The following is a 20426-nucleotide window of genomic DNA, read 5'->3' on the forward strand; positions in this document are numbered from 1 at the left end:
TATGGCTATAACAGAAACGATAAAAAGCGGAGGACGCATATTACAACTAGGTACTTATAGACTTATTTCTATAGATACAAGTAAGGAATTCAATAAAATTCCTATTGCAGAAGTTAAGTTATATGATGGGAGTGTTGCGAAACAAGAATTCAAAACATTAGATAATAATGCTTTTTTGCCTGGATCTAAAATGGAAATTTTTTTAAAAAAAGAAGGAGAATTAGATACAGAGGAGAAAGTTTTTGAAGGTATTGTTGTTAATCAAGAATTAGAACGCTCTGCTAGCAGGTCAATTTTAACAATCGAACTTTTCGATACCTCTTTAAAAATGACAGCTTTAAGAAATAGCAATGTTTATAAAAACAAAACGGATAAAGAAATTATAAAAAACTTAGTTGAAAAACATAAATTAAAGGCAGGAAGAATTGAAAATACAGTATCTAGGCACGCGCAAATGATACAATATTATGTTACAGATTGGGACTTTATGTTGTCTAGAGCAGAAGCCAACGGACAATTAGTCGTTGCTAATGATGGTGAAATAGAAGTTTTTCAACCCAAAATCCAAAAGCCCGTTTTAACCTTAGAGTTTGGTATGAATCTGTATGATTTCGATTTAAAATTCAATGGACAGGATCAAAATAAAAATGTAACAGCTGTAGGATGGGATATAAAGAAACAAGCATTAACAAAACCACTAAAAGGAAAAGAATATAAATTAGGAGGTACTAATGATAAAATGTCTCAAATAACTGCTGCAATTGAAACAGAATCATCCGAACTTGTTCATCCAGTATCATTAGATCCTACAGAACTCCAGTCCTGGTCCAATGCACAAATAATGAAATCGAGACTATCTTTAATACAAGGCGCTATCAAAATAGAAGGCAAAGGAAATATAAAGGTTGGACAAACTATAGAACTACTAAGAGTAAGTCATTTTAGTGGGAAACATATTATATCTGGTGTACGTCAAGTATATGATAAAATTGAAGGTTGGTGTACTTATCTACAAATTGGTATGGAAGCAACTTGGTTTAGCTCAAATAAAGATGTGATTGCCACACAAGCTGCAGGTTTACTTCCAGGAGTAAATGGGTTACAGGTAGGAATTGTAAAAGGGTACAAAGAAGATCTAGATCATCATTTTTTTGTATTGTTAAATATTCCTGCTTTTTATCAGAGTGGTGTTTCCTCAGAAGTATATGCCAAGTATACTTCTCTTGATGCTGGTGCTAATCATGGAATGTTTTTTCCTCCAGCAATAGGAGATGAAGTAATAGTAGGGTTTTTAAATGACGATCCAAGACAGGCAATTATAATTGGTTCAATGTATAGTAAAACTAAAAACAAATTACCTAGTGCGATTACCAATAACAATAAGCACAGCGGAATTTTTACCAAATCGAATTACCAATTGTTTTTTGACGAAGAAAAAGAAAAAATAACGCTCTCTACAGCAGATAAAGACAATACAAATGAAAATAAAATTTGTATAGATCACAATCAAAAACAAATCAACTTAGAAGATGCTCACGGAAATAAAATTGAGCTAAATAAAAACGGAATAACGATTACAAGTATAAAAGACTGCCAAATTAAAACAGCGGGTAATTTTAATATTGAAGCAAAAGGGACTATTAAAATTAAAGGTAAGAAAGTCGATTTATTATAAAAAAGAATAAAAAACAAACACAAGATACAGCTAGAATTAACAATTATTAGAGTATGGAAAATAAATTTTTAGGAAGTGGTTGGGCTTTTCCTCCTGCATTTGCATCTGGAGGAACAGAAGTAGCAATGGTTTCAGGAGAAGATGATATCAAGCAAAGCCTTCAAATTCTATTGTCTACTTCAGTAAATGAACGAGTAATGCACTCAGAATTTGGGTGTGATCTTAACCGTTTCTTGTTTGAAGAAGTAGATCAACGCTTTGTGAACGATATTAGTAATATAGTGTCAAGATCATTACTTCTTTATGAACCAAGAATAAAGGTAAATGAAGTAACTATCAAGGAAGTGGATTTAGAAAATGGAGTAGTACATATAGGAATAGATTATATTGTGCGTACTACAAATAATCGTTTCAATTTGGTTTATCCTTTTTACGTTAATGAAGCTTCAGCGAACGCTTTTACTCTTTAATAAGCGAATTAAAACGAATAAATAATGGACCAAATAATTAAGAATGGTGATCATGTTGTTTTCTCAAGTTCAGGACCTATTATGTTATTGCCTCCTTTACCAATAACTGTTATCAAAGCTACTGGAGAAACAACTATTAATGGGAAGAAAGTTTGTGTAGAAGGTGATGAAAAGAAAGTAGAGATATCCTGTTCTTATACTGTGTCTCCCTATATAATGCCAGGTTCTGGAAAATTAAAAATACAAAGTTTAAGTCCTGAACAATTAACTAAAAAAGCCAAAAGTGGTGCCAAAAGTCTTATTTTGAAAGGGAAGCTATTTACAGCCATTTTTGAAGTAGAAACCCCAGCAAAACAACCACCACCTACAAATGCCCCTGATCCTTTACCATTGTATATGGTTAAAGGAGAATTTATAACAAATAGTACTAAAATAAAGGCCACTTAATAAATATAGTTTCAGAAAAGATGATGAATAGTTTAAAATCTCAAAACCTCCTTTTTAGGGATGGAACCAGTCAGCAAGATCGTAAAACAGACGCCATTCAACCAAACTACATACTAATAGAAGATCGTGGTATGGAACAGTTAGTTGCTGAAGCACAACGTTTAGCCAAAGAACTTCATTTTTTTAATACTAATAACGAAGTGTTACTTGGAGAAACTTGGGAGTCTTTTTTAATTGATGATCCAATAGCTTATAATAAAGAACCAGAAGCGGGTAGCCAAAGAAAAAAATTACGTGAACAATGGGCTACCCAATTAGCAAGCTATGTAGAAAATCCAGATTTATTTCTAAAGGATCAGGAAAAAAAGGAAAAGTTATCAAAACCTCATCTAGTATTATTTATGACTTTTTTGAAGTTGTTAAACCATGTAAAATCTCAGATTAATGGATTAACACAAAAGCATCTCGACTTTTATTTTAAAGAGCGTTTAGGTTTTACACCTAAAGAGGCAATTCCAGATGTAGTGCATGTTTTACTAGAATTAGTAGAAAATAGTGCTACTTTAGAAGTAAAAAAAGGAACGGTATTGTTGGCAGGAGAAGATGAAGAGGGGAATGAGTTGCACTATACCACTAATGAAGATACTGTTATCAGTCAAGCCAAAATTGCAGAATTAAAAAATGTTTTTGTAGAAAAAGAATTTCTTACCATAAAAGAAGCACATTTAAATAGTAAAACTACTCACGATTTAGGATTTACCAATATGTTGGAATTTGCATTAGGGCATCCAAATCCTGGAAATCCACTTCCCGAATTGCCAGAAGATGTAAACAATCTTGATGCACTAATTAATTCAGTACAGAATAATGAAGTTAAATCAATTTCTTATGTAACTGAACAATTGTTTCTTTCGATTGCAGATTTTAATGCAATTGTTCTTAAAAATAAAGAAGAAAAAGAAGGTTTGTTGGTAGATTGGCAGGAGGTATACATTCTTCTAGAAGAGGCTTACAAAGAAAAAGTTAAATACACAAGGCAACAGGAATTAAAAGCGATTCATGAAGAACAAGGGTTTGATACAATGTTAAAAAAAGTATATGGAAATCCTGAACCAGGAGATAATTTGCCTTTATACAAAGGACATAAAGTTTCTTTTGATACGCTTTATGAAGATTTACATGCTGTAGATCAGAATGCAGATTTAGCTACAGAATATATAGAGGAGCATCTTAAACTTAATCCAGAAAATTTTGATAGTATTGTTAAAATAAGTAAAGATCAAAACGCTTCAGCTGCGGATTGGAATAAAGTATACCGTCTTTTAGAATTTGCAGATCGTCAAGTACAATCTATAAGTTTAGCGGCACCTAGCATAGAATTTTTTTCTGATATTTATGCAACATCTGATGCTACTGCTTTTACTTTTAGTGAATATGGAGAGGAAGAAGAAAGTAAGCGTTTCAAGACATTTGGTAATAGAACACAAACTAAAACCGTCCAAGCACTACAAACTGCATCAATAGGTTTTGCTATTAGTTCTCCTACTTTGCTCGTAAAAGAAGGTAAAAGAACATTATCAGTAGTGTTAGATTTAGGACTACAAAATACAGATATAGAAAGTTTAGAAGCCATTTTAAATAAAAAGAATCCTTTTGAAGTACAACTCACAACCAGCAATAAATGGTTTACACCTAAAAAAGTATCTTTTAAGTTAGGAAATTATTTAGGATTAGAATCTGAAGGTATTTTCAATATAGTAGTTGAAAACTCAATTATTAAAATAAAAACAGGAAAGCATTTTATTCTGGAAGATGTAGGTAACTATATAGTAAGCGATGCCAACGTTATTTATGAAATAAAAGAATTTATTTCTGAAACTGAAGTAAAGGTAATTAAAGTGGGTGATCTTACAGACCATTTAGGTGTATCCCAAAAATATAAAGCTAATCAAGTGTACTTAAATGCACTAAAAATAGAAATTGAACTCCTAGAAGAAGACTTTCCTGTTGTACCCTTTGAAAAAAACAAAGCACCTTCCTTTATACAATCTGAACACCCTTCAATGGTAGTGCTATTAAATCACTTTTTAGAAGAACCCTTAGAACAGAATAAGTATAAAAGCTATTATAAAGAACTAGCCAATCTAGGATTGAAAAAAACACACATTCGTGTAGATGTTGAAAATATTAACAATATCACTTTACAAAATGATCAGTATACTATTGATTTAAAAAAACCATTTGAACCTTTTGGATTTCAACCCGAAATTGGTGATAGTTTTTACTTAGCAAATGAAGAAATTTGCTTAAAAAAATTAGATCAGTTGCATTTGGATTTACAATGGGTAAAACAACCAGAATCTTTTAAAGAATATTACAAAAATTATTGGATAATTGATAAAGATAATCCAACACTTCCAGTTAACGACTATATCATAAAAGAGAATACCGACTTTAAAGCGAATCTTTTTTTTCATGACAAAAATGCTGAGGTACCCATAGAAACTATAGCGTTATTTTCAGATAAAGGTAAAATTAATGTAACTAATATAGCATCAAAAATAGAAAAGAACACTCCAAACTATAATTATAAGTCAAGGACCAATGCTATAATAGATGAAGAAGAAGTACTCAACTGGGATCGTTATTTTAGATTAGAACTCAATCCACTAGACTTTCAGCACACAGTTTATAATACATTGTTTACGAGACAAGCTTTCTCTGTTAAACCAGAAATAAAAAGTTTAAAAATTGAAACACCTTTTCAACCTAAGCTTAAAAAAATGCAGATTAGCTATGTTGCTTATACCGATATTTTAGTTGAACAAACCACTACAAAAAATGATCATGATAGGCTTTACCATGTTCATCCTTTTGGTTTTAATCCATTGGATCTAGCACTACAACCTAGTTTATTACCAAAATATGATGATGAGGGTACTCTTTATGTAGGTATAGAAAATCTAAAAGTCCCGCAAATAATATCAATCTTATTTCAAATGGCGGAAGGAAGTGCTAATCCAGATGTAGAAAAACCAAAATTACAATGGAGTTATTTGAGAAACAATGAATGGATCGCTCTCAAAACAGCTGCAATCTTAACAGATGGTACTAATGGATTGGTTAATACAGGAGTTGTTAAAATTAATATTCCAAAAGATGCCACAACAGGTGGTACATTGATGCCAGAAGATTTACATTGGCTTAAAATAAGTGCTTCAAATGGAATTACTGGAGTATCTGATACAATCACTATTAAAAGTCAAGTAATTAGCGCAACGTTTTCTAGTGCAGTAATCGCTCCATCTCATTTTGAAAAACCGCTGTTGGCACATACAATTACCGAATCTTTAAATCCTATTCCTGAAATTACAAGTATTAGTCAACCTTTCACTTCTAGCAAAGGAAAACCAATGGAACAAGGTAATATTATCTATGAGCGTATTAGTGAAAGACTTCGTCATAAAAATAGAGCGCTTACGATGTGGGATTATGAACATATGGTATTGAATGAATTTCCTCAAATTTATAAAGCAAAATGCATTCCATCTAAAGAGCAATTAGGAAAGGTAGATGTTATTGTTATACCTGATATTAAAGGGAGACTTCCTTTTAATCCTTTTGCACCAAAAGTAGCCTCAAATACGTTATTTCAAATTCATAACTTTTTGAATAATCACGCCCCTATTCATGCAGAAATAGAAGTTATTAATCCTTTTTACTTACAGGTGTTAACTAGATGTACTGTAAAGTTTTATCCAGAATATGATCCAGCATTTTATAAAGATAAATTGATAGAAGAAATAAAACGGTTTTTGTCTCCTTGGGCTTACGATCACGATAGTGATATAAATATTGGCGGTAATCTCCATGCTAGTGTACTCATCAATTTTATTGCAGAACGACCTTATATAGATTATGTAGCCAATTTAAAATTATTTCAAAGTGAAGACGGTATCAACTTTACAGATGTTAGAAATAGTAATGATGGTAAACCTATCGTAATACCTTCTCGTCCAGATATGGTGATGGTTTCTGCAGCCAATCATTCTATAGATATAGTAGATGAAAAAGGCTATGACGAAGAAAGTTTTGAAGGCATTAATTACATGCAAATACAACTGGATTTTGAGGTAGCCAATACTGTTAACAAAAAGGTATAACAAAATCGTAAAAAAATATAAAATAATAAACACATGGAAAAAGATAAAAAAAACCGCACAGAACTGAAAAACTATTTTAAAGCTAATGCTAAGCCTACAGAAGAACAATTTGCAGATTTCATTGAGGCAGGTATTAATCAGGTTGAAGATGGAATAGTCAAACTGCAAGGGAATCCATTAGCTCTTGAAGCACAAGGTGAAGATGTAGGAACTCAGGATATTTTGGGCTTGTATCGAAACTTTAGTGAAGACATCCCTGATTGGTCGTTTAATCTTAATCCAAGAGTTGACCCAAAAGATCCTAACACGAACCAACCTGGATTGAATATTAAAGATAGTCTTGGAAAAAGTCGTTTGTTTATCAAATCGATTACTGGTAATGTTGGAATTGGAACTATAGAGCCAACTGCAAAGCTAACTATAAAAGGAAATAATGAAGCTTCTCTATTGGCAGTAGTTGATACCACTAATGAACATACTAAAATTTTAGAAGTCACGCAACAAAACGGTGTTTCAATAAAAGGGGCGTTACATGTTGATGGAAATTTTTCTGCTACAAATATTCAGGAAGTTGCAATCCAACCAGATTTAGGGAATACAACAGCAAGTGATAAAAAAGTACCTACACAAAAAGCAGTAAAAACATATATTGATACCCGACTTCCAAAAGGATTAATCTCTATGTGGTCTGGAAAAGTAGCTCCTGATGGATGGGCAATATGTGATGGAACTAATAATACTCCAGATTTATCAGGAAGATTTATAGTTGGATTTGATAAAAATACAGCAGACTATAATGAAATAGGAAAAACAGGAGGGGCTAATAATATAGTGCTTACCTCAGAGCAAATTCCTGCTCACAGTCATTCAGGAACTACTAATAATTCAGGAGATCATAAACACAGTTTTACTGGTGCAACAAAAAAAGGAGATGGATCAGGAACAGGAAGTTCGAATGCTTATTATGGTGCTTTAACTAGAGATACAGCTAGTGCAGGTATACACAGCCATTCTTTTAAAACAAACCCAACTGGAGGTGATCAACCTCATGAAAACAGACCCCCTTATTATGTCTTAGCTTACATTATTAAACTCTAATACAAAATAAAAAACAGCTTACAATCAAAAGGATAATACTCTTTTTAGATTAAACTTAAAATATACGATAAGATGACAGACTTAGTAACTATATCCAAAGAAGTACCAAAAAACTCGGCTTTGAGTTATGAATTCCTTCGTGAAGAAGGAATAAAATTAATTCAACAATTAGGAGGAAACACATGGACTGACCATAATATCCACGATCCAGGTATTACAATACTAGAACAAGTATGCTATGCTATCACTGATTTGGCATATCGAATGGATTATGATATTAAAGAGTTACTAGGCAGTAATACGAATAGTTCGTATTCAAACTTGTATAGTGCAGCAACTATATTATCCACTAAACCAGTTACTTTATTAGATTGGCGAAAAACAGTAATGGATATTGAAGGGGTAAAGAATGCTTGGGTAGAAAAAGTAATACAAAATGGAACCAATAATGAAATACAAGAAACGTTTGTTCCTAAAGGAGTATATAATGTTTTTGTTGAAATAGACGATTTGTTTGAGATTTCTGGTACTCAATTACTAACTAATGTAAAAGATAGATTACAAGCAAGTCGTTCAATATGCGAAGATTTTGAGGAGGTAAAAATTCTAGAAACACAACAAATTAGACTAGAAGGAGCTATTGAAATTGCTGATACTGTAGATGATATTAATAAATTGGTTGTCGCTATATTACATAGAGTAGCAACAAATTTGTCTCCGCGAATTCCTTTCTATACTTTACAGGAGTTGTTGAAAAGAGGAAAGAAAACAGAAGAAATCTTTGATGGTCCCGCACTTGATCATGGATTTATAGAGGAAGCAGAATTACTTAAACACGAGAGAAAAAAAGAAATACAAACCTCAGATATTATACGTGAAATCATGGATGAGGTAGAAGTTTTAGCGATTGACGAATTAGCTCTAGCTACAGGATCTAATCTAGTTAAAACCTGGATTTTACCGCTAGATGCAAAAAAAGTACCTAAACTTGATGTTGAAGGTACTTTAGAAAAATTATCTTTTACTGCTCAAGGACTAACGGTGAATATAGATAAAACACTTGTTAAAACCTTATATAACGAAAAACAAAAAGAAGGATTTTCTAAAAAATTACCCCTAAAGGAACGTGATATTATTACAGAAGAAACAAAAGAACAACACTTAGAAAACTATTTTTCAATTCAAAATCAATTTCCTTCAAACTATGGTATAGGTACAATTGGGTTGCCTGATGGAGCAACAGAAAGTAGAAAAGCACATGCCAAACAACTAAAAGCTTATTTAGTCTTATTTGAACAACTCTTAGCTAATAACTTCTCACAGTTGGCTAATTTTAAAAAACTAATGAGTTTTGACAATCAAGATACCCGCACCTATTTCAACCAATCGTTACTAGACAGTGTAGCAGGCATAGAAGAGGTTTTAGTAAGCAAAGAAAGCTATGAAGACTATCTTAAAGAAATGACAACCGATTCAACCGAAGGTTTAAAACGTAAAAATAAGTTTCTAAATCATTTACTAGCACGTTTTGGTGAAAAATTTACTGGATACGGTATGTTGTTGCAAGATGTTTCTGATGATGCACATGTAGCAGCTAAAAAGCTACTCAAAGATAAAGCTACTTTCTTAAAAGAATATCCTATTTTAAGTGCTAATAGAGCTACAGGATATGATTATACTAAAACCTATTGGCAAAATAATAATATTTCAGGTTTAGAAAAACGCATTGCACGAAAATTAGGAATAGAAGAATATACCCGTAGAAATATTGGTGATGGCGCTACCGAAGGATTTCATATGGTAGAACATGTTCTATTACGACCACGTAAAGCCTATCCATTTCTTCTTAATGTATCCTATACTTTGCAAGAAATTACTGCTTTTGAAATCGTAGAAAATAACAATGCATTAACACGCTGTATGGCCATCAATCATATGCTAAAAGCTGGTGAAGAAATTCAAATTACAGCTAGTGAAATGTATAAAGGAAATTATACTATCATTAATGCTGGAGAGCACTATTTTGAAATAGAAGCTCCTTTTCAGGAAGCCTCTACTACTGGTTTTTGGCAACGAAAGAAAGACATACGCTATTTTATAAAAACCGAAAATATAGGTGCTTTTATACAAGTTAGCTCCTCATCAGATAGAACGTTTTGCGAGGTCGGTAAAAATAATCTGAGAGTAGGTGATTTTATAGAAATAACCCAAACTCAACATTATAATGGTATTCACCAAGTACTTGCTTTAACTGAAAATGGTTTTGAAATAGGAGTGCCTTTTAGCGAAGAACAAAGTATTGGAAGATGGATGCCAATAAAAGTACCAAATGATCCTTATTCTCTACAGTTAACTTTTTTCTTCCCAAAATGGATGGAAAGATATCAAAATACTTCATTTAGAAAATTTGTAGAACAAACGGTAAGAGAAGAAACACCTGCTCACATTACTACATATATTAAGTGGTTTGATGTCAAAGAAATGCAAGATTTTGACAAAAACTTCCATGCCTTTTTAGGACGTATTAACAACTCAAAATAGCTTTTTATGAACCATCAAAAACATATTATTAATAAGCAGATTTTAGAAATACAACTGCCTATAACAGCTAATGTATTTGAGGAACAACAAAAGCTAAGTCTTTTATATAGAGAACAATGGATTCCAATAATCGATAAGATATTGAGCAGGACTTATGGAGATGCGCACCAAAAATCAGTTCAGATAGATACCCTAACCATTGATTTAGGCGTGCTAGAAATGAAAGATTTGACAACTGTATTTGAAGAAAAATTCCAACAAGTATTTGAAGAAGTTGAAGCATCACAAACTATTACAGAAGTAATTTTAGAAAAGAAAATCGAAGCACAGCAAACACCTTTACGTGTAATGAGCTATTTCCTAAAGACAGGACTTTTACCTTGGTGGGTTTCAGCAACTAGCAAAACGTTTTTACAGGAGCAAGTAAACATACTCATTCAAACACAGGAACCTACTTTTATAAAAATACTATCTCAACTACGTTTCAACTCATTATATCTAGAACGGTTTTTATACAACTGCACATCAAATCAAATTTTGGAATGCCTTCAATTATTGAGCAATATTACTATACAAAACTTAGTCAAGTTAAAAAATGAAGGCTTAAAAGAAGTCAAACAAAAGTTAGAAGAAAATAAAATAAAATGGAATGATATTACTGTAGAAACCAATTTTGGGAAAGCCATTTTTCAACAGATAACGGAAGTCAAAAATCATGAAATTTTACAAAAAGTAAGCGTAACACAAACACTTTTAACTTTAGGTATTTATGCAACGAAAGATAATACAGCGAATCAAAACAAAAAAAGAAATCAAATTCAGTTATTAATCACCAAACAGCAAAAACAATATCGTAAGGATACCGCTTGGCAATCCTTTTTTAAGCAACTAGATGTATTTATACAAAGCCCTTCTTTTTTACAAGTATCTTCCGATTTGTTAAAGAATTTTGAAAAAGTATTGAAACGTCTAGATGTTGAGAAAAACAAGAAAAACTCAATAATTGATACTAAAGTACTTTTAAAACCTATTGCAGAACATGTTCAACGCATACAAAAAACAATTCAAAAGGCTCAGCCTTATACTAAGCCTATGGCTATAGACCAATTGCAATCAACTTTTGAAGACACCGACTTTATAACGGTACAAAACGCAGGATTAGTTCTTTTATGGCCTTTCTTGCAACGGTTTTTTGAAAATGTAGAGTTACTAAATCATAAAGAATTTAAGGATGATACTGCAAAAGCAAAAGCAGCTTGTCTCTTGCATTATATAGTTGATGATAACGAAGCATCTCTGTTCGAAGGAACATTACCTTTAAATAAAGTACTCTGTGGTATACCACTTTCAGAAACTGTTGCCTTAGAACCTTTAAAAAAAGAAGAGAAGGTTATAATCGATGGTTTATTACAAGCTGTAATGCAGCGAGGACCGCATTGGAAAAACTTATCCATAGCCGGATTTCGCACCTCTTACTTGCAAAGAGAAGGATTGCTACGCAGTAGAGACGGTCACTGGCTGTTACAAGTCAAAAAAGAAACATATGATATCACCTTAGAAAAAATACCATGGGGTTTTGGCACTGTAAAATTACCATGGATGAACCAAATTATAGTAGTAGAATGGATGTAGTTGCTTTAAATACAATAATCGAACAAAATGCAAGAGTAGTAACCCGAGAATTAGATTGGCTAAATTTAGTTATAGAAACTCGGTTAGCACTTCATTTTCATCAGGAAGTTCCATATCAATCAATAGAAGAATTGCCTGTTCCAAACCTAACCAATGAAGCCGGTTTTTATGCCGAATTCTTGCAGAAAAACAAGCTAAATCCCGCAGAACGGTTAGTGCTCATATTAGCTTTGGTTCCGCATATAAAACCTGCATTGTTAGATATTCTAATGACCAAAAACACCAATTATGACCGCAGGTATAGCGAGTTTGGAGGGCTTTTTTTAGAAGGACATTCTGGTTTAGTTCCTACAGCAGAAACGGCTCTGTTTATTTTGGCTGGAGACGATTTAGGAAAACGTTTGCAATACCATTATATTTTTAATCCAACGCATATTTTAACTAGCAGCCAGGTAATTAAAGGGAGTGTACAGAAAAAAGGTATGCCTAGATTGAGCGGTATTTGGCTAGTAGCCAATGAATATGTAGAACCTCTCATAAGTGGTGAATCGTATCATCCTTCCTACAGCGAAGATTTTCCTGCACAGCTTATTACCACAAGTATGGAATGGAACGATATTGTAGTGAGTAAAAAAACAGCAGATAGTCTGCAAGAAATTCAACACTGGGTAACATATGAAGATGTATTAATGCAGGACTTAGGATTAAGCAAACTCCTAAAGCCAGGATACAAAAGTCTGTTTTATGGGCCACCCGGAACAGGTAAAACCATGACGGCAGCTCTCCTTGGAAAAAGTACAAACCGACCAGTTTATAAATTAGACCTCAGTATGGTGGTTTCTAAATACATTGGAGAAACCGAAAAAAATTTAGCAAAAGTATTTGATCAAGCCGAAAAGCACAACTGGATTTTGTTTTTTGATGAAGCCGATTCTCTTTTTGGAAAACGCACACAAGTATCTAGTGCAAATGATCGTTACGGAAACCAAGAAATAGGTTATTTGTTACAACGTATAGAAGATTTTCCTGGTGTAGTTATTTTGGCCTCTAACCTGAAAGAAAATATCGATGAAGCTTTTACGCGTCGTTTTCAATCGATGGTAGAATTTAGAATACCTAGCGCAGAGGAACGCTTTACACTATGGCAACAATCGTTTTCTGCTAAACTGCCCTTAGATCCAACCATAGATTTAAGAAACATTGCCGAAAAATATGCTTTAGCTGGTGGTGTGATGGTTAATGTCGTACGAAAAGCCACCTTAAGAGCCGTAACCCTACAACAGCAAACCATATCTTTAAGAGAGCTAGAAACTGCCATACAGCAAGAATTACAGAAAGAAGGGATTATTTTAAATTGATAAAAAACGGTGAATTTGAGTAGTTGTTATAAAAGCATCTCGATACATTTTTTGTTCCACTATCGCTGCACAAAAAACACTCGATGTGACGCAAAAAAAGTAAAACGTTCGTCAGGTTGAGTGATTTTTTGGAATGCTAATGGAGAAAAATTGTATCGAAACCCAATATAATAAAAAAACAAAAGTTATGAAATCACAAACCAATATAACCCAAGAAAAAGAAAACACTCCTGCGCAAAGAGTGCAACAAGAAGCTAGCGATGGCGGTACAGCACAATTGGCAGACAATCGTGAAACTACGGTTTATCAGCGAAAACTTCTAGAAGGAATCCATATGCATGCTGTTGAAAATAACACAACTCCTATACAGAAGAAAGCTAACAAAACGGGGTTGCCAGACAATTTAAAATCGGGTATTGAAAACCTCTCTGGTTATAATATGGATGATGTAAAAGTGCATTACAATTCTAGTAAACCGGCTCAATTGCAAGCTCATGCTTATGCCCAAGGTACAGATATTCATGTAGCACCTGGGCAGGAAAAACACTTGCCACATGAGGCTTGGCATGTGGTACAACAAAAACAAGGACGTGTACAGCCTACAAGGCAGTTAAAAAGTAAAGTAAATATTAATGATGATCTTGGCTTGGAAAAAGAAGCAGATGTGATGGGAGCTAAAGCAATACAAATGCAGGCTAAGAATAATCAAGACCTAACTTTAATAAAGGAAAAGAATAGTAATTCTATTGTACAAAGAAAGGAAAATGAAAAGTATGTTTTAAGGCTAAATTTCGCGGGTTCAAGCTATGATTATATAACTAGAACAGAATTTGACAATTATACAAATAATCAAGTTGAAAATTTAGAAGTAGCTGCAACCAAAAAACAGAATCCGGAAGTACCAGATGATAAGACAACTGTTGAGGAGTTTGATATAGCAGGACCTGGAGGCCCAAGTACAACTAATGATGGAAAACCAAAAGGTATGAAAGATGAAGGGAAAAATAGCATAGCAAAACTTAACCAGTTTATGACCGAATTTATAAAGAATAAAATAGAAGGAAAATTAGCTTCATACGGAAAATGTGAGATACATATATGGGGGCATAGCAGAGGAGCTGTTGCCGCAGGATATGTTACAGAAAATCTAAGAAAAGAAAATTTTAAAAATGTAGAGATATTCTCATCATTATTTGACCCTGTGCCTGGTCCACAGTTTGGATATTATACACCTTATAAAACAACAAAAAATGATTTAACAAATACCCGATCTACAGTTGTGTATTCTATGGGCTCAGAAGCAAAAAAACTTATGAAACCAAAGGCAGGAGAAAAATTAATTGGAGCAGAAACAATTGTAATTTTAGCCAGTAAACATAGCGCAAATTTAGGGGGTGAATTTTACTTTGATGGAGAATTAATCCAGCCAAGAGATATATCTAAATTACCTAGTGGAGTATATATGGAAAACGATTATGAATTTTTAAAAACAGAAACAACACTTGTTAAGATGGAAGGAAGAGAGTATGGTAAAATAACATTGAAAAAAATTGGAAATTTAGATGAATTTAATAAACAATGGGAAAAACTGAAAGAAAGAAGAGACAAGAATGGAAAGGTTACAGATTTTGGTAGGAAAAAAGCAATAAAAAAAGCTGTAAAATTATTCTTCTTGAGAGACGAAAATTTTGAAATATTAGACACTGAATTAAAAGAAGAACTTGATTATTAAATCCGCTCTACTAAGTCTCCTGACTTCGTAGCAGTAACATTATGAAAATAAGAATAAAGAAAATAGTACAAAGTCACAAATAGTAATAAACTTCCCTGAAGAGTTTTTAAAATATAAAGAATTTTGTTTTACAAACTATGAAAACACAAACCGATAAAAACCAAGAAAAAGAAACCGCTCCTATACAAAAAGTCCAGCAAGAACTGAGTAATGGTGGTACGGCACAATTAGCAGACAACCGTGAGTCTACTACCATTCAACGTAAGTTACAAGACTCCATGAGTGTTTCTACAGAGAATACTACAAATCCAATACAACGAAAAGCCAACAAAACAGGGTTGCCAGACAACTTAAAATCAGGTATTGAAAATTTATCTGGTTATAGTATGGATGATGTAAAAGTACATTATAACTCTAGCAAACCAGCACAATTACAAGCGTATGCTTATGCACAAGGTACAGATATTCATGTAGCACCTGGGCAGGAAAAACACTTGCCACATGAGGCTTGGCATGTGGTACAACAAAAACAAGGGCGTGTACAACCAATGATGCAATTTAAAAGTAAAGTAGCAATTAATAATGATTTTGGTTTGGAAAGGGAAGCGGATGTAATGGGAAATAGAGCATTACAAACAAAAGTAGATTTTTATAATAAAACAACTCAGTTACAAACAGTAGATGTAAATAATAATGGAACTATTCAACGTTTTTTTAATGTTCTTGCATATGCTGCTCTTATTGGATTATTAATTGTTATAGGACAAATAATCCACGATTTATATCAACGTTATAAAAGATATATTCAACCCGCCGATAGAACGGCAGAACATTTATTGGCTGGTGGTATACATGGTCAAACTGAAAATGCTGCTTTGAATGTGGAACAAGCCCTAGATACCCTTGAGCAAGCTCATGGGATTAGAAATGAAAGACAAGATGATACAAGAGAAAGTTTGACTATTTTAGGTAAAAAATTGTCTGCTTTTCTTAGAGAAGGACACACTGATATTGATGAATTAATAGTGAGGGCTATTCAAAGGGAGTTTCCTGGTAGAGATGATATAACTGAAGAAGAATTTGAGTTTGCACTTCAAAAAGCAATTATGGGATCCACCAGAACTAGGGGGTTTATTACTGTAGCAGCCCGAACTGTTGGTGGAGCTATAGATTTTATTCGTAGGCAATTTGGATATGAGGATTAGTAAGCTACATTAGATAACTATAATCTTAGAAATTGGCTTTTTTACAAGTATAGGTTATATTTGTAAGAAGTAAAAAGCAGCAATTAAATCATTCCATAAAAAAGGCTGTCTTTCTAGACAGCCTCTACTATTATTGCATAAGTGGGATAGGATCTACAGGAGTGTTGTTTGAGGTCGTGTTTCTTCTGGCTAGTAAATCGGCATAGTATTTCCTTACGGTATTAAGTACATTTAATGCTTGGTTAAACTCATCGGTATCTTTGCTTTTTGCCATAGCAAATACATAAGTAACCATATCGGTGTAGAGGGTTCTTACATCGCTTCTTAATTTTTTTACATCAAAAACTTCTTTTGAAGCTTCATTCATAGTTCGTCCAGCAAAAAGCATTTTAAATTCGTCATTGCGAGTGGCTACCCTCGTAACATAACTGTTTAGATGAAGCAAGTTTACACTCGGCAAATACTTAGCATTGTTTAAATCGGTTACCAAATTGTCGATGCCGTTACTTTCTTCTTCAAAATTCCAATTTTGTAAGTTCTTGTAGGTTTTAATTAAAGTATTTAAACTTTTATAAGCAAGTACTTCTTCTTCGTTTTCGGCTAATTCAAATACCTTTAAATAGCGAATTAGAGCTGAAATAGCAGTATCTCGTGCTTCGTCTGCTTTGGCAATTTTTTCAGTTTCATCGCTTTTCCTAATCTGTATTAGCGCTTTGTCATAGGTATCAATACTGGTTTCTAATTGGGTTAGATAATTGGTAAAACCAGCATCGCTCACCACATTTAAGGTTGTAATCCCTTCTTTAACGCTCTTTACATGTTGTCCAAACTCAAGATTTGTCAATCTTCCTAAGTTTACTGTTTGTAATTTTTTCATGACTATTTGTTTGTTTAATTTGAATACTAAAATTATTTATTTTTTTCTCAGCATTGAAAAAAGGAGGTAAAAATTTTACAAATTATAAGCTGATTTCCAAAATCTAGTTAGAACGGAATGCATTTCTATTCAGATTTCCAAAATCCAATTAGAACGGAATGCATTTTTATTCAGATTTTCAAAATCTAGTTAGAACGGAATGCATTTCTATTCAGATTTCCAAAATCTAGTTAGAACGGAATGCATTTTTATTCAGATTTTCAAAATCCAATTAGAACGGAATGCATTTTTATTCAGATTTTCAAAATCTAGTTAGAACGGAATGCATTTCTATTCAGATTTCCAAAATCCAATTAGAACGGAATGCGTTTCTATTCAGATTTCCAAAATCCAATTAGAACGGAATACATTTCTATTCAAATTTCCAAAATCTAGCTAGATAAAAAAGAGTATGGGTAAGAAAACAGATAGAAAAATCATTTACGGGTCACAAATGTACGGTAAACTTTCATTTTCTATTTTGTATCACCAATGTCGTAAAATTCCTCTCATTTGACGTTTTTGTAACAGTCCTTCCCAAGGCATCTAAGTACATTTGAATACATTTCAATCGTATCATTAATCCTTTGTAAAGCAAACAAAAACATGAAAGCCAGTAGTATTCCCAATCATGAGAAAACTTTTTTTGAAACAGGAAAAGATTCCGACGGAAAGCAATTTGTTTTAACTAAAAAGAACATACCTATAAAAGGAAGTAACCAATCCATGCCTTACTTACAGTGTAGACCTATAAATGGAGACAAGTCGTTTTATTATCAGGAAAAAAGCACCAAAACACAAATTGTATTGCACTATACAGCGGGTTATTTAAAGGGTGATGTAGCCGCTTTGTCAAAACCCAATAATCGTGTTTCCACTCCGTTTATTATTGCGAGAGATGGTACCATACTTAATTTGTGGTCTTCTGCTTATTGGTCTTACCACTTAGGTTCTGGAGCTATAGGAGGCAATACTTCGGGTAGCCAACGATCTATTGCTATAGAATTGTCAAACATTGGTTACTTAAAAAGAATCGGCAATAAATTAGTTACAGTGTATAGCGATACAGATGTGTATTGTGATTTAGAAGAAACGCAATATTATACGCAATTAGACACTCCTTTTAGAGGCGAACTTTATTATGCTAAGTTTACACCAAAACAATACGATAGTATGCAACTGTTACTTCGTTACCTTACGGCAGAATATAACATTCCAAGTAACTTTTTACCAGAAGACAAAAGATATATAACAGGAAAAGAAAAGGAGTTAGTCAATTTTAAAGGCATCGTCTCGCATGTTAATTATAGATCCTCTGGTAAATGGGATATTGGACCTGCCTTCGATTGGGAAAAAATAGCCATATAATTTTAATTCAATAAATCTACAAATATGACATCGCTATTACTATTTTGTGTTAGCAAACAGGCATGAAAGCGATACCATATATGACCCATAAAAAATAAAATCTTCATATATGAAAAAGACACACCCATTGTTACTCTCGTTTTGTATTTTAGTTTTTATAGCTAGTTGTTCTAGTTATAAACCAACTTATAAACCAACCAATAATGAGCTGGAAGAACTATTGTCTAGCACACAACAAACCATACATCAATTAGCAGAAAAAATATCCCCAAAAACAGAGGATAGTCTTTCTATTTCTTTTCGTAAACTAGAAGAAAAGAGTAAAGAATTATTTCCAGCACTAGAAAACTGCCATAAAAAATACAAGCTAACCGAAAGTTATATGGCAACCTTAAAAGAAGCCCAAAATGCGTTGTCGAGATTATATGAAAATTTTAATAATATCGATAATAAAGAATTTATTTTACATGCCGTCTATTTAGATTATGATGCCAAGTTAAAGTCTATTTATAGCAGCCCTACAAGCGATGCTAATACCAGAATAAAAGTGACGGTAGATTCTAATGAAGACGAAGGATTTTTCGTTTTTGGAAAATTATCTTACGAACAAGAATTAGACATTAAGCGATTTCGATTTAACAGACCCACGCAAAATGCGTCTTTAGATGTGGTGCCAGGCTATTATTTATTTTGGTTGGAAAAAGACGGACGCATTGGTACAGCAGAACTCCATCTTATTATGAGTGATGGTTCGGGAGAGCCACAAAAATTAGTTTTAAAAATACCTAAATAATGTTTGTATGATTGTTTCTAAGTTAAAAGGCGTTTGGAAAGAAATTACATTGCTAAGTACTTGGATTGTTTCGGTAACTGGTGCTTTGGTTATTCCTTTACCGTCTTGGTATTCTTCAGATGAAAATACTTCCTTTTTGATGGAATTTGGTGTGTTTATCGCTACCGTAATGGCAGGCTTTATCATTTTATTTTCGTTAAAAAACAAAGTTATAAAAATATGGAAACGCATGTCTATACTTTTTTTTCTGCTTTTTATAGCGAGTTTCATGACCTATTATTTTTCTAGAGAAGCCAAAACCTTACCCTATGTAGAAAAAGACATTGTAATAGGAAATGTACTGCTAGAAAACAATCCGTTTGAACGGTTTAAAGAAACCCATGGATTTTTACCCGATAGAAATGAACGGATGTTGATTTTGCTTGGCGATTCAGAAAGAGCATGGACTAAGAAAAGCATTATGACAAATAGAGTACAGCTCATGTTATTGTTATTTCTATGCTACTTATTTTCGGCTGGGTTTATTATCTCTTTTTGCAACCTAATCATTTTGTATAAAGAAAAATACAAGATAAAGGAGGAAGAAGAAGTAGCAGATGAAACTGCTTGATACACAAATAAGATGATTAAAAAAAAATAGATGAAAAACATTTCAATTAACACTGTCCTTCAAAGTATTACCCTGTTGTTTTTAATTATTATTGGTTATTTTATGTTTACCTCTAATTCGAATTGGCAAATAATAACTGCGGAATTAAAAAAAGCAAAAAAGGAACTGCAACTTGCAACAGATTCTATTATGGTTACCCAAGAACAACTGGAAAGAACAAAGCACGAATTTCAGCAAATGAAAGTACAAAAAGACTTCCTCATTCACACCCGAGATTCATTGCTACTTACTTTTCAAAGAAATAATGCTAAAGATTGGGAGGATTTGCAAAACATTAAAGATTCTATTGCTCGTACTAATGAGAAATTGGACAAAGATCGACTACTATTAGAAGGTCTTTTTGGATTACATCGATAAA

15 protein-coding genes are annotated in these 20426 nt (G+C 32.9%); 14 read left to right on the forward strand and 1 reads right to left on the reverse strand.

Annotated features, from left to right (window positions below; all coding sequences use genetic code 11):
- Position 1 precedes the first annotated feature (1 nt).
- The 10 genes from vgrG (at position 2) to CX675_RS06695 (ending at position 16321) form a co-directional block, all read left to right on the forward strand.
- Positions 2-1675: a type VI secretion system tip protein VgrG gene (vgrG, locus tag CX675_RS06650; RefSeq protein ID WP_130734446.1), complete on the forward strand. Its 1674-nt coding sequence runs from the start codon at positions 2-4 to the stop codon at positions 1673-1675.
- A 53-nt stretch (positions 1676-1728) separates the two neighbouring features.
- Positions 1729-2145 carry a GPW/gp25 family protein gene (locus CX675_RS06655; RefSeq protein ID WP_130734447.1) on the forward strand — a complete coding sequence of 139 codons (417 nt, stop codon included), beginning with the start codon at positions 1729-1731 and terminating at the stop codon, positions 2143-2145.
- 24 nt (positions 2146-2169) lie between these two features.
- Positions 2170-2592, forward strand: a complete 423-nt coding sequence (locus tag CX675_RS06660; RefSeq protein WP_130734448.1) for a hypothetical protein — start codon at positions 2170-2172, stop codon at positions 2590-2592.
- 20 nt (positions 2593-2612) lie between these two features.
- A complete protein-coding gene (locus CX675_RS06665) occupies positions 2613-6755 on the forward strand; it encodes a baseplate J/gp47 family protein (RefSeq protein WP_130734449.1) in 4143 nt (1380 codons plus the stop codon).
- A gap of 33 nt (positions 6756-6788) precedes the next feature.
- A complete protein-coding gene (locus CX675_RS06670) occupies positions 6789-7853 on the forward strand; it encodes a hypothetical protein (RefSeq protein ID WP_130734450.1) in 1065 nt (354 codons plus the stop codon).
- Between the two features lie 72 nt (positions 7854-7925).
- A complete protein-coding gene (locus CX675_RS06675) occupies positions 7926-10394 on the forward strand; it encodes a hypothetical protein (RefSeq protein WP_130734451.1) in 2469 nt (822 codons plus the stop codon).
- A 6-nt stretch (positions 10395-10400) separates the two neighbouring features.
- Positions 10401-12026, forward strand: coding sequence for a contractile injection system tape measure protein (locus tag CX675_RS06680; RefSeq protein ID WP_130734452.1), 1626 nt, complete (start codon positions 10401-10403; stop codon positions 12024-12026).
- Entirely contained in the window at positions 11963-13384 is a 1422-nt protein-coding gene (locus CX675_RS06685) for an ATP-binding protein (RefSeq protein WP_130734453.1), read from the forward strand. The genes CX675_RS06680 and CX675_RS06685 overlap by 64 nt, the downstream gene beginning before the upstream one ends.
- 187 nt (positions 13385-13571) lie before the next feature.
- On the forward strand, positions 13572-15116 hold the full coding sequence (locus tag CX675_RS19975; protein ID WP_205728613.1) for a DUF4157 domain-containing protein: 1545 nt from the start codon (positions 13572-13574) through the stop codon (positions 15114-15116).
- Positions 15117-15253: 137 nt separating this feature from the next.
- Positions 15254-16321, forward strand: coding sequence for a DUF4157 domain-containing protein (locus CX675_RS06695; RefSeq protein WP_130734454.1), 1068 nt, complete (start codon positions 15254-15256; stop codon positions 16319-16321).
- A 130-nt stretch (positions 16322-16451) separates the two neighbouring features.
- Here CX675_RS06695 and CX675_RS06700 read toward each other — a convergent pair whose 3' ends face one another.
- A complete protein-coding gene (locus tag CX675_RS06700; protein WP_130734455.1) occupies positions 16452-17198 on the reverse strand; it encodes a DUF6261 family protein in 747 nt (248 codons plus the stop codon).
- 645 nt (positions 17199-17843) lie between these two features.
- Between CX675_RS06700 and CX675_RS06705 the strand changes: the two genes are divergently transcribed.
- The 4 genes from CX675_RS06705 to CX675_RS06720 all read left to right on the forward strand — a co-directional run bounded on the left by CX675_RS06705 (position 17844) and on the right by CX675_RS06720 (position 20425).
- Positions 17844-18605: an N-acetylmuramoyl-L-alanine amidase gene (locus CX675_RS06705; protein ID WP_130734456.1), complete on the forward strand. Its 762-nt coding sequence runs from the start codon at positions 17844-17846 to the stop codon at positions 18603-18605.
- 109 nt (positions 18606-18714) lie between these two features.
- Positions 18715-19398, forward strand: a complete 684-nt coding sequence (locus tag CX675_RS06710) for a hypothetical protein (RefSeq protein WP_130734457.1) — start codon at positions 18715-18717, stop codon at positions 19396-19398.
- A gap of 7 nt (positions 19399-19405) precedes the next feature.
- Entirely contained in the window at positions 19406-20008 is a 603-nt protein-coding gene (locus CX675_RS06715; RefSeq protein ID WP_130734458.1) for a hypothetical protein, read from the forward strand.
- Positions 20009-20038: 30 nt separating this feature from the next.
- A complete protein-coding gene (locus tag CX675_RS06720; protein WP_130734459.1) occupies positions 20039-20425 on the forward strand; it encodes a hypothetical protein in 387 nt (128 codons plus the stop codon).
- The last annotated feature ends 1 nt before the right edge of the window (position 20426 follow it).

The sequence above is a fragment of the Flavobacterium sp. J27 genome (assembly GCF_004303025.1).
GTDB lineage: Bacteria > Bacteroidota > Bacteroidia > Flavobacteriales > Flavobacteriaceae > Flavobacterium.

Bases quoted from the DNA above. Each gene is read 5' to 3' on its own strand.
- CX675_RS06680 (WP_130734452.1), top strand. From the start codon at position 10,401: ATGAACCATCAAAAACATATTATTAATAAGCAGATTTTAGAAATACAA.
- CX675_RS19975 (WP_205728613.1), top strand. From the start codon at position 13,572: ATGAAATCACAAACCAATATAACCCAAGAAAAAGAAAACACTCCTGCG.
- CX675_RS06695 (WP_130734454.1), top strand. From the start codon at position 15,254: ATGAAAACACAAACCGATAAAAACCAAGAAAAAGAAACCGCTCCTATA.
- CX675_RS06665 (WP_130734449.1), top strand. From the start codon at position 2,613: ATGATGAATAGTTTAAAATCTCAAAACCTCCTTTTTAGGGATGGAACC.
- CX675_RS06715 (WP_130734458.1), top strand. From the start codon at position 19,406: ATGATTGTTTCTAAGTTAAAAGGCGTTTGGAAAGAAATTACATTGCTA.
- CX675_RS06675 (WP_130734451.1), top strand. From the start codon at position 7,926: ATGACAGACTTAGTAACTATATCCAAAGAAGTACCAAAAAACTCGGCT.
- CX675_RS06700 (WP_130734455.1), bottom strand. From the start codon at position 17,198: ATGAAAAAATTACAAACAGTAAACTTAGGAAGATTGACAAATCTTGAG.
- CX675_RS06720 (WP_130734459.1), top strand. From the start codon at position 20,039: ATGAAAAACATTTCAATTAACACTGTCCTTCAAAGTATTACCCTGTTG.
- vgrG (WP_130734446.1), top strand. From the start codon at position 2: ATGGCTATAACAGAAACGATAAAAAGCGGAGGACGCATATTACAACTA.
- CX675_RS06670 (WP_130734450.1), top strand. From the start codon at position 6,789: ATGGAAAAAGATAAAAAAAACCGCACAGAACTGAAAAACTATTTTAAA.
- CX675_RS06655 (WP_130734447.1), top strand. From the start codon at position 1,729: ATGGAAAATAAATTTTTAGGAAGTGGTTGGGCTTTTCCTCCTGCATTT.
- CX675_RS06710 (WP_130734457.1), top strand. From the start codon at position 18,715: ATGAAAAAGACACACCCATTGTTACTCTCGTTTTGTATTTTAGTTTTT.
- CX675_RS06660 (WP_130734448.1), top strand. From the start codon at position 2,170: ATGGACCAAATAATTAAGAATGGTGATCATGTTGTTTTCTCAAGTTCA.
- CX675_RS06685 (WP_130734453.1), top strand. From the start codon at position 11,963: ATGGGGTTTTGGCACTGTAAAATTACCATGGATGAACCAAATTATAGT.
- CX675_RS06705 (WP_130734456.1), top strand. From the start codon at position 17,844: ATGAAAGCCAGTAGTATTCCCAATCATGAGAAAACTTTTTTTGAAACA.